The following is a 13,369-nucleotide window of genomic DNA, read 5'->3' as shown; positions in this document are numbered from 1 at the left end:
GGGTGAACCCGCGACCCGCCGGTTCCCGGGAACGGTGACCCTCCGGCCGCGACGGGCGGCACAGGGACCGGGAGACCCGTGAGAGGCCGGGACAAGGAGGTGACGGCGGTGGAGCTCCCCCTGCTGGTGGGCGTCGACGGATCCGGGCCCAGTCTGCTCGCGGTGGACTGGGCCGCGGACGCGGCGGTCCGGCACTCGGTGCCGCTGTGCCTGGTCCACGGCGTCGAGGAGCGCGGGGAGGAGGACCCGGAACCGGAGGAACTGATGTCCGCCGCGGTGGAACGCGTCCGCCTGCGCGCCCCCGGACTGCGGGTGACCACCGTCGTCCTCGACGAGGAACCCGGGGCCGCGCTGGTCCATGCCGGCCGCAACGCGTTCGCCCTCGTCGTCGGCTCACGGGGCCGGGGCGGGATCGCGGGACTGCTGCTGGGCTCGGTGGGGCTGGAGGCGGCCGGCCGGGCCGACTGCCCGGTGGTCGTCGTACGCGGCGGGGAGAACGCCCGTGCCGGCGGCCACGGCCGGGTCCTCCTGGGAGTCGGGGACAGGGTGGACGGTTCGCCCGCCGCCCGCTTCGCCTTCCGCGAGGCCGCCGCCCGGCACTGCGAACTGCACGCCGTGCGGGCCTGGCGCCGGCCCGCCCACACGGCGGAGAACCATCCGCTGATCCAGGGCGGTCCGGCCGGCGCCCGCCACCGGGAGGCGATGGACCACCTGGACGGCGCCCTGCGGGCCGCGGCCCGCGAGCACTCCGGGATCGACCTGCACCTGCACGCCGTGGAGGGCCCCGTCCGTGTGGTGCTGCTGGAGGAGTCGCGCCGGGCGGACCTGCTGGTGATCGGCGCCCACCGCAGGCAGGGCCGCCTCGGCCTCCAGCTGGGAGTGGTCGACCACACCGTCATCCACCACGCCGACTGCCCCGTGGCCCTCGTACCGGAGCACATCTGACCCGGACCACCCCGACGACATCACCGGAGGGAGCGACCATGCCGCCCGCCGCAGCCCGGGACCCGGAGGAGACCGCCGCGCCGGCCCACCCGCCGGCCCGCCGCCTGGACGGCCTGAGGGCCGTGGTGTTCGACACCGACGGAGTGGTCACCGACTCCGCCCGGGTCCACGCGGCGGCCTGGAAGGAGGCATTCGACGACTGTCTGCGCGAGTGGCGCGAGCGCGGCGGCGGACGGCCGCGGGAGGACCCGCGGGACCGGTTCCGGCCGTTCGACGTCCGGGAGGACTACCGGCGGTACGTCGACGGCAGGTCCCGCCTGGACGGCGCCGCCGCCTTCCTCGCCTCAAGAGGGCTCGACCTGCCGCCCGGCGAGCCGGACGACCCGCCCGGTAACGGCACCGTCCTGGCCGTCGCAGCCCGCAAGGAGCGGTTGTTCACCGCCGCCCTGCGGCAGGACGGCGTCGAGGCCTGGCCCGGCACCCTGCGGCTGCTGCGCGCCCTGCGCCGTGAAGGGGTGCCCATGGCGGTGATATCCGCCTCCCGGCACGCGGGGGAACTGCTCTCCGGCGCGGGGGTGCTGGAGATGTTCGACGCCGTGGTGGACGGCCATGAGGCGGCGCGGCTCGGGCTGCCCGGAAAACCGGACCCCGCGGTGTTCCTGGAGGCCGCCCGGCGGCTGGGGGCGCCTCCCGTGGAGACGGCCGTCGTCGAGGACGCGCTCGCCGGTGTCGAGGCCGGTCGCCGGGGCGGTTTCGGGCTGGTCGTCGGGGTGGACCGCACGGCCGGTCCCACCAGCGCACGAGACCTGCGCGACCACGGGGCCGACGTGGTCGTGACCGATCTGGCCGAGCTGCTGCCGCCCGGCCCCCGCGCCGGCCGGCACGACGAGGAGGACTGACAGTGGCGGAGGGGACCGCGAAACGGTGGGAATGGACCTACGAGGGCTACGAGCCGGGGGAGGAGCGGCTGCGCGAGGCGCTGTGCACCCTGGGCAACGGCTACTTCGCGACCCGGGGCGCGGCCCCCGAGACGGAGGCCGGAGGACCTCACTACCCGGGCACGTACGCGGCGGGCTGCTACAACCGGCTGGTGTCCACCGTGGGGGAGAGCGAGCCCAGGGACGTCGAGAACGAGGACATGGTCAACCTGCCCAACTGGCTGCCCCTGCGCTTCCGTATCCTCGACGGCGCTCCCGGCGGCCCTTCCGGCAGCGACCCGGCGAGCGCCCCCGGGGGCGGAACCGCCCCGCCCTGGTGGACCCCCGACGAGGGCGGGCTGCTGGAGTACCGGCAGCGGCTGGACCTCAGGCACGGCGTCCTGTCCCGGACCCTGCGCCTTCAGGACGCCGCCGGCCGGCGGCTGCGCGTCGAGCAGCACCGGCTGGTCCACATGGAGCAGCCGCACCTGGCCGCACTGCGCACCGTCTTCACCGCGGAGAACTGGACCGGCACGCTGGAGCTCGAATCCGCCCTCGACGGCGGCGTCGCCAACGAGGGCGTGGAGCGCTACCGCGCCCTGAACGGCCGCCATCTCACCGGCCACAGCACCGGATCGGCCGAGCCGGACACCGTCTGGGTGCGCTGCCACACCACGAACTCGGAGATCGGCGTGGCCCTGGCCGCCCGCACCCGCCTTGAGAGCGGCGAGGCCGTCTCGGAGCGCACCGTCCTCGACGGGCCGCGGCCCGCACGGCGGCTGACCGTCGCCGTCCGGCCCCGGCGGCCCGTGACCGTCGTCAAGACCGTCTCCCTGCACACCTCACGCGACATCGCGGTCAGCGAGCCCCTGCACGCCGCGCTGGAGGACATCGGGTACGCGCCCGGCTTCCCCGACCTGCTCGACACCCACCGCGCCGCCTGGGACGAGCTGTGGCGGCACGCCGAGCTGGAGGTGCCGGGCGAGGCGGGCCGCATCCTGAGGCTCCACCTCTTCCACGTCCTGCAGACGCTCTCCCCGCACACCACCGACCTGGACGTCGGAGTCCCGGCACGCGGGCTGCACGGAGAGGCCTACCGGGGACACGTCTTCTGGGACGAGCTGTTCGTGCTGCCCTACCTCAACGTCCACTTCCCGGAGGTCTCCCGCGCCCTGCTGACCTACCGGCACCGGCGGCTGCCCGAGGCCGTCCGGGCCGCGCGGGACAGCGGCTACGAGGGCGCGATGTTCCCCTGGCAGAGCGGCAGCGACGGGCGCGAGGAGACCCAGACCCTGCACCTGAACCCGCGCTCGGGCCGCTGGCTGCCCGACCACTCCCGCCTCCAGCACCACGTGGGCTCGGCGGTCGCCTACAACGTCTGGCAGTACTGGCAGGCCAGCGGCGACATCGACTTCATGCACACCCGGGGTGCCGAGACGCTGCTGCGGGTCGCCCAGTTCTGGGGGAGCGCCGCGCGGTACGACGCGGATCTGGGGCGCTACCGCATCCTCGGCGTGGTCGGCCCCGACGAGTACCACGAGGCCTATCCGGACAGGGAGCGGCCCGGCCTGGACGACAACGCCTACACCAACGTCACCGCCGCCTGGGTGCTCGGCCGGGCCCTGGAGACGCTCCGGACCGTCCCCGAACCGCTGTGCGATGAGCTGTGCCACGAGTTCGCCCTGGACGGGGAGGCGCTGGAACGCTGGGAGGACATCTCCCGGCGGCTGCGGGTGCCCTTCCACGCGGGCGTCATCAGCCAGTTCGACGGCTACGGGGAACTGGCGGAGCTGGACTGGGAGGGCTACCGCCGCAAATACGGTGACATCCGCCGGCTGGACCGGATCCTGGAGGCCGAGGGCGACACCGTCAACCGCTACCAGGCGTCCAAGCAGGCCGACGCGCTGATGCTCGGCTACCTGTTCCAGCCCGCCGAACTGGCGGGTCTGTTCGAGCGGCTCGGCCACACCCTCGACGACGAGCTGTGGCGGCGCACGGTCGACTACTACCTGCGCCGCACCAGCCATGGATCCACCCTCAGCTCCCTGGTCCACGGGTGGGTGCTGGCCCGGGTGCGGCGCCCCGACGCCTGGCGTTACGTGCAGGAGGCACTGGTCGGCGATGTCGCCGACATCCAGGGGGGCACGACCGCCGAGGGTATTCACCTGGGTGCCATGGCCGGGACGCTGGACCTCGTGCAGCGCGGGCTGACGGGCCTGGACACCCACGGAGGCACCCTGGGGATGGACCCCGCGCCGCTCCCGGAACTGTCCCGGTTCCGCTTCACCATCCGCTACCGGCACCACTGGGGAGTGGGGGTGCGGATGCGCTCGGACGGGATGCGTGTCAGCCTGCCCGGGTCGGCCGAGGCCCCCGTGCGTCTGGTGCTGCCCGACCGGACGGTCACCGTCGAACCCGGCGAGTCGGCCTGGCTGGACCTGGCCGACAGGTGAGGGCGGCGAAGGCCGGGATCCGCGCGGCGGCCGGCCCGGCAGGCCGCGCCCAGCACCACGGCGGAGAGGAACACCAGCACGCCGGCCACCGGATGCAGGACCATCAGCGCCGGGACCAGGAAGAGGCAGACGCCGACGAGCGGCCACAGGCGGGGCGGTGTCGCCGGCCCGCGCGCCGCTGCCGGCTCCGCCGTCGCCGGCCCGGCCGCTTCGGACCCCGTCCCGCCGAACTCCCGGAACAGGGCGGCGAGGCGGGCGTCGGACAGCAGCGCCCGTTCGGTCTCGTGCAGGATGCGGAGTTCTCGGAGGGTGAGGCGGCGGGATTCGTTCATGGTCTCGGTCCAGCTCGGTCGGTGCGGACTGCTGCGGTCGGTCGTCTGCCGAGTACCCCCACCGAGCGGGTGAATCTTCCGGAGCCGGCCCGGTTCACCCTTCGCGGTACCGCAGGAGCAGCATCGCCGCGTCGTCCTGCAGCGGCCCGCCCACATGCGTCACCAGATCCCGGCACAGCGACTCCAGCCCGATGTCCGGGTTCGTCTCCCGCAGCAGGAAGGCCCGCCGGACCAGCGGGTAGAAGCGGTCGTCCGGATCGCGCGCCTCGGTCACACCGTCGGTGTACAGCAGCAGCTGCTCGCCGGGGGCGAGCGACAGTCCGTATGGCTCGGGAGGCTTGAGGTCGAGGCCCATACCCAGGGGCGGCGCGGTCTCCGGCGGCTCCACGAGATGGGCCGTTCCGTCCGCGCGGACGACCATCGGCGAGGGGTGGCCGTGGTTGAGCAGGGTCACCGAGCGGTCCTCGTGGGTCTCGGCCAGGACGGCCGTGACGAAACGCTCCTGTGTCATGTGCCGGTTGACCGAGCGCTCCAGCCGGGCACTCACCGCCGCCAGGTCCGGTTCGTCGTAGGCCGCCTCCCGGAACGCGGCCAGGACGACCGCGGCCGTCTCCACCGCCTCCAGTCCCTTGCCCTGGACGTCGCCCACGATCACCCGGACCCCCGAGGGTGAGTTGACCACCTCGTACAGGTCGCCCCCGATCCGGGCCTCGGCCACCGCCGAGGTGTAGGACACCGCGATCCGCAGGTGCCCCGTGGCCCGGGGCACCGGGCGCAGCAGCACCTGCTGGGCCACCTCGGCGATGGACCGCACGCTGGCCAGTTCCGCCTCGTGCCGCTGGCGGATGGCGGCCGCGACCAGTCCGGCCGCCGACACCCCGGCCACCGACAGAAGCGCCGTATAGCCGCGTGTGGCCCCCAGCAGGCCGTCGTAGAGGGCCAGACAGAAGCACAGGAGCAGGGCCAGCAGCCCGATCAGCGCGGTGCGGCGCATGCCGCCGACCAGGCTGGCGAAGGCGGGGCCGAGCGACAGCAGCGGCAGGAACCCCACATCCGGACCGGCCGTCACGTCCACCAGGACGACGACGGTCATGGCCGCGAAGGGCAGCCCGGTCAGGAGTCGGTAGCTGTCGTCGTCGCGCTCGGCCAAGATGAACTCCGGGGTTCGGTGCGGATGCCCCGCGTCTGTCTGTGAACAGCTTCCCAGGCCGGGGCGGTGTGGAAAAGCGACCCGCGCGGTCGCGCCGTTTCCCGCGCCCGCTCGCACGGACCGCCCGGACCACCCCTCTCGTTCCGGCGTCCGCGCGATCCGTTCGCCCGCCCGCCGACTCGCCCGCGTGCGGGGAGACCACCCCGGCCGCGACCAGGCCGAAGGTCAGCAGGCCCAGCAGTATCCGGTAGACCACGAACGGCATGAAGCTCCTGGTCGAGATGAACTTCATGGACGAAACTATGTCCACGTGTCCTGAGCGGCTTTGACCTGCTGTTTTCCACTACTTTTCAAGATCGAACGGTAGAGTGGCGGGAGATGGCGCCTTCCAGTGCTCTCCCTCCGTCGACCACGAACGGCGCAGTCACCTGCTTTGCGGCGAATCGACAACCTCCTGCTCCATGGCCAGGGCAACGTGCGAGTGGAGACCTTCCATGCCGGCGACCTCGTGGCCCATGCGGGTCTCCACGGCGATGCGACTGTGTCGATCTTCGTCCAGCCACTCCTTGCCGCCGTGACGGAGCAGGTACAGCCGCTTCCCGGCGTTCGTGGTCGCGGGGAACCGGCCCCTGACCCGCGGCCAAACTGTCCGACAAGGCTCTGGCCGCAGTGCGCGCCTCGGTCGCTCACCAGCCCGGATGAGATTTTCGGCAAGGGCAGGATGCATGAGGCCGACTGGGGCGACAGCGGTGCCCCGGATGAGCTGATCGGCACGTGAAGAGCTGTGCCGCGGTGACCTGCATGCCCTGGCGGTCGCCGGAGGCGCTCCAGCGGTCACCGCACCCCAGCGGGCGCTGGCCGCGTTTCCGCGTCTGCCCGCCGGGTGATCTCCGCACCGGGGCACCGCTGCTCTGGCACTCGTGCCCGTACGGGGCGGTGTAGCCGGTGGTCGGGTGCACGGTCGCCTCAGGTTGTCGGTGCCGTCGGCTAGCGTGCGCGGTATGCGCTACTTCAATACGGCCGGGCCGTGCGTCCCCACGCGTCACTACATGGTGCCGGCCCAGGAGCGGCTGCCCAGGGCCCGCGGGTACATCGAGCAGGGTCAGTACTTCGTGGTGCATGCGCCACGGCAGACCGGGAAGACGACGGTGCTGGCGGCGATGGCCCGGGAACTGACGGCCTCGGGCCGGTACGCGGCGCTGCACTTCTCGTGCGAGAGCGCGGAGGTGGCCGGGGAGGACTACGGCCAGGCCGAGCTGCTGGTGCTGGAGGCGATTCGGCGGTCCGCGGAGTCCGCTGGGCTTGCTGATGGGCTCGCGCCCCCCGCCTCCTGGCCCGACGCGGTGCCCGGGTCCCGGCTCACGCGGGGGCTGGCTGAGTGGGTGCGGAGCTGTCCGCGTCCGCTGGTGCTGTTCTTCGACGAGATCGACGCGCTGCGGGGGGAGAGCCTGCGCAGTGTGCTGCGCCAGTTGCGCGATGGCTTCACTGTCAGCCGTGGCGGCTTCCCGCATGCGGTGGTGCTGTGCGGGCTGCGGGATGTGCGTGACTACAAGGCGGCCTCGGGCGGGGATCCGGGGCGCCTTGGTACGTCGAGTCCGTTCAACATCAAGGTGGCGTCGCTGCGGTTGGGCGACTTCACCGCGGCCGAGGTCGCCGAGCTGTACGGGCAGCACACCACGCAGACGGGCCAGGATTTCACGGTGGATGCGCTGGAATGTGCCTTCGGCTTTACCCAGGGACAGCCGTGGCTGGTCAACGCGCTGGCCCGGGAGGTCGTCGAGGAGATGGGGGTGCCGTCGGACACGCCGATCACGGCCGAGCACATGGAGGGGGCGAAGGAGCGGCTGATCCTGGCGCGTGCGACGCATCTGGACTCGCTGGCCGCCAGGTTGGGCGAGGACCGGGTGCGGCGGGTGATCCAGCCGGTGATCGCGGGCGAGCTGCTCCTGCCGACGGACACGTACGACGACGATCTGGCGTACGTGCGCGACCTGGGGCTGGTCGCTCCGGACGCGCCGGTGCGGGTGGCCAATCCGATCTACCAGGAGGTCATTGTCCGGGTCCTGGGAAACAACACGGAAGGCCAGGTCGTCGCCGCCCCGAGCAGCTTCCGGCTGCCGGACGGCCGGATCGACATGGACAAGCTGCTGTGCTCCTTCGCCGAGTTCTGGCGGGAGAACGGCGAGATCCTGGCCACCGCCTCGACCTACCCGGAGGCCGCGGCACAGCTGGTGATGATGGCCTACCTGCACCGGATCGTGAACGGGGCGGGTTTCATCGACCGGGAATACGGGGTCGGCCGGCGGCGCGTGGACCTGCTGATTCGCCAGCCGTACACCGCTGCCGACGGTTCGCGGGCGGTGCAGCGCGAGGCGCTGGAGCTGAAGGTGTGGCGCCAGGGCCGCACCGACCCCCTCGCCGAGGGGCTGGCACAGTTGGACGACTACCTGGACCGCATGGAGCTGTCCACGGGCACCCTCGTCGTCTTCGACACCCGCCCGCAGGCAGCCCCGGTCCACGAGCGCACCGCCCTCTCGCAGCAGACCACGCCCTCCGGGCGCACCGTCACCCTGCTGCGCGCCTGACGGCCGGGAGACCTCAGCCAGGAGCGCCCCCCGGGATCTTCCTCCCGTGGCCGTGTTCCCGGAGCAGCACGGCTTCGGCGCGGGAGCCGGAGGGGCTCGGCAGCCAGGAATCACGGCAGTTCGGTGCTGACACGTCAGCACCGTGCCAGCACATGAAACCCTGGGGGCGGGCCGCGGCACGTTCTTCGACAACTTGCGCCGACGGTACCGTCGGCGCAGTGGAGGGCATCAAGATCGATGTTCTGGTCACCCCCGAGCAGTGGGACGCCCTGGGCCGCATCGGCGCCCCAGGCAGCCTCGCCTCCGGTGCCCAGAAGGCCATGGCAGCCGGGGTCGCGTCGCTCGACCAGCGATGAGGCGGCAGAGCGCCCGTTACCTCGTCCCCGGAACCACGGTCAGGAGTACGCCAACCCTCGTCAGTGTTCCGAACTGTCGTGCGGGGACGGTGGTGACGCGGGCCCTGGAGGTTACTGCGGGGGCTCTTGACGCTGCGCTGCTCGAGTGAAACGGGTGGCGCGCTGTCGCTCCAGACGGGGTACGCGCAGTGTGAACCTTCACCACGGTCTTCGGCCCGCCGAGCATGTCCGTCGCCCGGTTCACCGCGACCCATGCCGCCCACGTTCAGATCGCCGATCTGCGGGATCTTCTCCCCGCGCCCGTCGTAGCCTCCCTGCGGTGAAGATGTCCCCGGTATGAGGCACGAGCCTTGCGGAAAGCCCTGCACTCACGCTCCCCCGGCGGTGCGTTCCTCGTGCTGGCCCTGCTGGTGCTGACGAACCGGGAAGTCGCCCGCTGACCGACGATCTTCGCCGAAGTCATCCGTCCGCCACCAGCACGAGCATCCCGAACCCTACGCACACCAGGCCCGTGACCTGCAACTTCACGATGCACAGTGCTCATTGACCCGGCTTCCAGGAATGCCGCACACGCGTGAGCCCACGCCGGCGGAACTGAAGCCACACCTCAAGGGATGGAGCCCCGACGGACCGGAACGGCGCGACGGACGATGACGTGAGCAGCCGGCCAGAGGTGCGGCTCGCACGACTGGTGACGGGCGGCGCCCGTCAGTCGTCCTTGGTGATCCGGGATTCCCGCCGCCGCAAGCCGGGCTGTTCGTCGGCGCGGCCGCTCAGAGAGCTCGCCGCACGACATCCCCGCGCGTAGGCACCGGGATGGGGTACCGCCTAAGATCCGGCTGAGGTCGATCTCCACAGGGAGCAGAACCGCCCCCTTGATCACCCCGCTGAACGCCCCACCGGTGCCGGGTCCTCCCTGAACCTGCGCGGGTGCCCCGAATGTCAAGGACGTTCTGCCGTCTGAGAACAGGGACTTCCAGCAGCGCTAGGGTTTCCGGGACAGAAGGAATGGCACGCTGCCGGCCAGGGGAACGAAACACCATGGGACACGGAGCACGAAAGCAACTGGCGAAGCTGCTCGATGCCTCGGAGCGATGCGGGGACTTCAGCACCCGCATCGAGATGTCCGCCCGCGCGCTGCGGATCGAGGTCGACGGCGTCGGGGTGCTGCCCCTGCCGTTGCGCGCTCCGGTCGCCAAGAAGCTGATCGCGCAGGCCCGGCAGGCCCGCTTCGGCCGCGGTGAGCAGACCCTGGCCGACACCAGCGTGCGCGATACCTGGGAGATCACCCCGGACCGGATCATCCTGGGCGGCCCCGACTGGGACCGCACCCTGAGCGGCGTCCTCGACGGCGTCCGTACCGCGCTCGGTCTGCCGCCCACCACCGTCCTGCGGGCCGAACCGCACGCGCTGCTCGTCTACGGCAAGGGCCAGTTCTTCCTGCCGCACCAGGACTCCGAGAAGTACGACTCCATGGTGGGCACCCTGGTGGTCTCGCTGCCCTCGCACCACACCGGCGGCGAACTCGTCGTCTCCCACGCCGGCCGGAGCGTCGTCCACCAGGCGTCCCGGGAGAAGCTGACCTTCGCCGCCTTCTACGCGGACTGCCTGCACGAGGTCAAGCCCGTCAGGTCCGGCTACCGCGTCACCCTCACCATGAACCTCCTCGCCGAGCGCACCCGCCCGGCCGGTGAGGACGGCGGTGGCCCGGCCGCCGACCTGGCCCACTGCCTGACCGAACACTTCACCGAGCCGGCCGAAGAGCGCTACGCCTACGGCCGCCGGAAAACGGCGCCCCCGAACCGCCTCGTGTACCTTCTCGACCACGAGTACACCCAGCGTGGCCTGGACTGGGACCGCCTCAAGGGTGCCGACGCCACGCGTGCCACCCGGCTCCGCCAGGCCGCTGGGCAGGCAGGCTGCGAGGCGGTCCTCGCATTAGCCGAGGTGAAGGAGACTTGGGACGCCGTACCGCCCTACGACCGCTACGACTACTACGGCGATGTCGAGCACTTCGACGGCTGCGAGGACGAGGAGTGCGAGGGTGAGTGCCTCCTCGACCCCGACGGGGAGCCCGGGGCCGAGCGCCGCCGCGGTGGCGACTTCTCCGACTACGAGCTGGGCGACCTGATCGACGACGAGATCACCCTCGACTGGTGGACCCGCCCCGACGGCGCCGACGGTGAGCAGATCTCCCTGCCCGTCTCTTACGCCGAGGTGTGCGCCACCACCGAGAACAAGGACCTCACGCCCTACCAGTCCGAGTACGAGGGCTACATGGGCAACTACGGCAACACCCTGGACCGCTGGTACCGGCGGGCCGCAGTGGTGCTCTGGCCCCGGCAACGCTCGTTCGCGGCACGCGCCGAGGCCGGCTCCGAGGGAGCCCTGCGAGAACTCCAGGGCCACCTGGACACCGGAGAGTTGGAGCTGGCGCGTACGCTCGCCCGGTCGCTCGCCCCGATCTGGAAGCATCGCGGTTCGGGCGAAGCGGCCGCTCCACTCCTCACTGCCGCCCTGCACGTCGCGGTGGGACTGGAGGAAGCGGACACCGCCGCGATGCTCCTTGCGCCCTTCGGGGTGGAGACCCTGGGCGAGCGACACGTCCCCGATCTCGCGGAAGCGGCCGCACGGTACGGGCGGACGTGGTCGCGCGGGGCCGTCGGCAGCTGGTTCGGCCCGGTCGCCGCGTACACCGGGGCGGATCGCGCGGCGTGGCTCGAGTCTCTGCCCGGCCTCTGTGCCGCGCTGCGGACCGCTGACGGTGACGGAGACGCGGTGGCGGCACCGCTGGTGGAGGGCGCGTGGCAAGCGGCCGAGCAGCAGCTCACCGGCTGGCTCGACGTGGGTCGCGAGGCGGAGCGCCGCGCGGGCATGGAACGGCTGGGAGCTCCCTTGGCCCGCATCCTGCAGGCGTGCGACCCGAAAACCGCCGACACGATCGTCACCGCGCTGTGCGGCCTGCCGGACACCGCCCTGGAATGCCTGCTCCCGGCCCTGCGCACCGCGGCCCACCGACCGACGACCGTACGAGACGGGGCACCCGCGGCCCACGCCTTCCAGACGCTCGCCGACCACTGCGAGGCCCGGCTCACCGCGGCCGTCACTCGCCCCGTACGCGCGGCGGACGACTGGTCACTCACCCTGGCCGGTACCTGCCGGTCCGGCTGCGGCCTCTGCCCCGACCTCGACGCCTTCCTCACCTCCCGCACCCGTCGGGTCATGGATTGGCCGCTCGCGAAGGACCGGCGCCGCCACATCCACAGCCGTATCGATCTGGCCGGCCTGCCCGTGTCCCACACCATCCGGCGTCAGGGACGCCCCCACATCCTGGTCCTGACCAAGACGAACACGGTGTTCACCCGTGAGCAAGCGGCCCGCATCCGCGCCGAGACCGACCTGGCGTGGCTGCGGGAGAAATGGCCCCGGCCCCGCGGCTGAAAGGGGACAGACAAGCCCTGCGGCTCGCGCGCCTGGAACGGCAGTCCGCACCCGGGACGCGGATGTCGCGATCAGCGGCGACATGGGCGCCATACAGCGCTACCTGTGCGGCCCGGTTTCAGCCGCCGGACTCGCCCGCGTGCGGGGAGACCACCCCGGCCGCGACCAGGCCGAAGATCAGCAGGCCCAGCAGTATCCGGTAGACCACGAACGGCATGAAGCTCCTGGTGGAGATGAACTTCATGAACCAGGCGATGACCGCGTAGGCCACGAGGAAGGACAGCACGGTCGCGAAGAGCGTCGGCGCCCAGGAGACGTGCCCCTCGCCGATCTCCGTCAGCTCGAACAGGCCGGAGGCGAGGACGGCCGGAATGGCCAGCAGGAAGGAGTAGCGGGCGGCGGCCTCGCGGGAGTAGCCCATGAACAGGCCGCCGCTGATCGTCGCACCCGAGCGGGACACGCCGGGGATCAGCGCCATCGCCTGGGCCATGCCGTACAGCAGGCCGTCACGCACGGTCAGGCTCTCCAGCGACTTGCGCTCGCGCACGGCGCGGTGGCGCCCGCCGGAGGCATCGCGGGCGGCGAGCCGGTCGGCCACGCCCAGGACGACACCGAGCACGATCAGGGTCGTGGCGATCAGCCGCAGATCCCGGAAGGGCCCCTCGATGTAGTCCTTCAGGGTCAGTCCCAGAACGCCGATCGGGATGGAACCGACGATCACCAGCCAGCCCAGCTTCGCGTCGTGCTCGCGGCGCGCCTCCTTGTCGTACAGCGAGCGGAACCAGGCGGAGACGATCCGCGCGATGTCCTTGCGGAAGTAGATCAGCACGGCGGCCTCGGTGCCGATCTGGGTGACGGCCGTGAAGGCCGCGCCGGGGTCCTCCCACCCCGCGAAGACCGCGGTCAGCCGCAGATGGGCGCTGGAGGATATGGGAAGGAACTCGGTCAGCCCCTGGACGAGCCCGAGGATGAACGCTTCGAACCAAGACATGTCGGGGTGTGCTCGTCCCTATTTCGTGATCATCGGTCAGGTCCGGCAGATGCTATGGCCGGTCGGGAACGGGGAGGGAAACGGCGGGCGAACGTCGCGGGTTCGTGCGTACCGGCCCGGTGACCGTCCGGCCCGGCGCCCCCTCCGCGGCCTCGGCGGGTGCCCCGGACCCGCGCAGCCGCGCGCGCCTGCGCCAGGC

Annotated in this window: 8 protein-coding genes and 1 pseudogene; 6 read left to right on the top strand and 3 right to left on the bottom strand. The window is 72.0% G+C overall.

Features of this window, described 5'->3' with window-relative positions; genetic code table 11:
* Positions 1 to 108: 108 nt before the first annotated feature.
* From AC2CJA_RS15775 to AC2CJA_RS15765, 3 genes are read left to right on the top strand one after another with little or no spacing between them, the layout of a single operon-like run.
* On the top strand, positions 109 to 945 hold the full coding sequence (locus AC2CJA_RS15775; protein ID WP_484603339.1) for a universal stress protein: 837 nt from the start codon (positions 109 to 111) through the stop codon (positions 943 to 945).
* A 38-nt stretch (positions 946 to 983) separates the two neighbouring features.
* A complete protein-coding gene (locus AC2CJA_RS15770; protein ID WP_484603338.1) occupies positions 984 to 1,844 on the top strand; it encodes an HAD family hydrolase in 861 nt (286 codons plus the stop codon).
* Complete coding sequence (locus tag AC2CJA_RS15765) at positions 1,841 to 4,315, top strand: glycoside hydrolase family 65 protein (RefSeq protein WP_484603341.1); 2,475 nt, start codon at positions 1,841 to 1,843, stop codon at positions 4,313 to 4,315. The genes AC2CJA_RS15770 and AC2CJA_RS15765 overlap by 4 nt, the downstream gene beginning before the upstream one ends.
* 426 nt (positions 4,316 to 4,741) lie before the next feature.
* On the opposite strand, the gene AC2CJA_RS15760 is transcribed toward AC2CJA_RS15765, so the two are convergent.
* Together AC2CJA_RS15760 and AC2CJA_RS15755 are read right to left on the bottom strand one after the other, a co-directional pair.
* On the bottom strand, positions 4,742 to 5,740 hold the full coding sequence (locus tag AC2CJA_RS15760; RefSeq protein WP_484603340.1) for a PP2C family protein-serine/threonine phosphatase: 999 nt from the start codon (positions 5,738 to 5,740) through the stop codon (positions 4,742 to 4,744).
* Between the two features lie 226 nt (positions 5,741 to 5,966).
* Positions 5,967 to 6,095: pseudogene (locus tag AC2CJA_RS15755) on the bottom strand (undecaprenyl-diphosphatase); the annotation flags it as partial.
* Between the two features lie 703 nt (positions 6,096 to 6,798).
* On the opposite strand from AC2CJA_RS15755, the gene AC2CJA_RS15750 reads away from it, so the two are divergent.
* From AC2CJA_RS15750 to AC2CJA_RS15740, 3 genes are all read left to right on the top strand, one after another.
* Entirely contained in the window at positions 6,799 to 8,382 is a 1,584-nt protein-coding gene (locus AC2CJA_RS15750; protein ID WP_484603337.1) for an ATP-binding protein, read from the top strand.
* Positions 8,383 to 8,600: 218 nt separating this feature from the next.
* On the top strand, positions 8,601 to 8,738 hold the full coding sequence (locus AC2CJA_RS15745; protein ID WP_484603336.1) for a hypothetical protein: 138 nt from the start codon (positions 8,601 to 8,603) through the stop codon (positions 8,736 to 8,738).
* Between the two features lie 1,041 nt (positions 8,739 to 9,779).
* Entirely contained in the window at positions 9,780 to 12,179 is a 2,400-nt protein-coding gene (locus AC2CJA_RS15740; RefSeq protein WP_484603335.1) for a 2OG-Fe(II) oxygenase, read from the top strand.
* Positions 12,180 to 12,297: 118 nt separating this feature from the next.
* On the opposite strand, the gene AC2CJA_RS15735 is transcribed toward AC2CJA_RS15740, so the two are convergent.
* Positions 12,298 to 13,170, bottom strand: coding sequence for an undecaprenyl-diphosphate phosphatase (locus AC2CJA_RS15735; protein WP_484603334.1), 873 nt, complete (start codon positions 13,168 to 13,170; stop codon positions 12,298 to 12,300).
* Positions 13,171 to 13,369: the final 199 nt, after the last annotated feature.

The organism is Streptomyces sp. ATLC9 (assembly GCF_057196705.1).
The sequence above is the reverse complement of the archived record's forward strand: the minus strand, read 5'-3'. Positions and strand labels throughout refer to the sequence as shown.

Coding starts and splice junctions, on each gene's coding strand:
- AC2CJA_RS15770 (WP_484603338.1), top strand. CDS start 984: ATGCCGCCCGCCGCAGCCCGGGACCCGGAGGAGACCGCCGCGCCGGCC.
- AC2CJA_RS15760 (WP_484603340.1), bottom strand. CDS start 5,740: ATGACCGTCGTCGTCCTGGTGGACGTGACGGCCGGTCCGGATGTGGGG.
- AC2CJA_RS15750 (WP_484603337.1), top strand. CDS start 6,799: ATGCGCTACTTCAATACGGCCGGGCCGTGCGTCCCCACGCGTCACTAC.
- AC2CJA_RS15740 (WP_484603335.1), top strand. CDS start 9,780: ATGGGACACGGAGCACGAAAGCAACTGGCGAAGCTGCTCGATGCCTCG.
- AC2CJA_RS15735 (WP_484603334.1), bottom strand. CDS start 13,170: ATGTCTTGGTTCGAAGCGTTCATCCTCGGGCTCGTCCAGGGGCTGACC.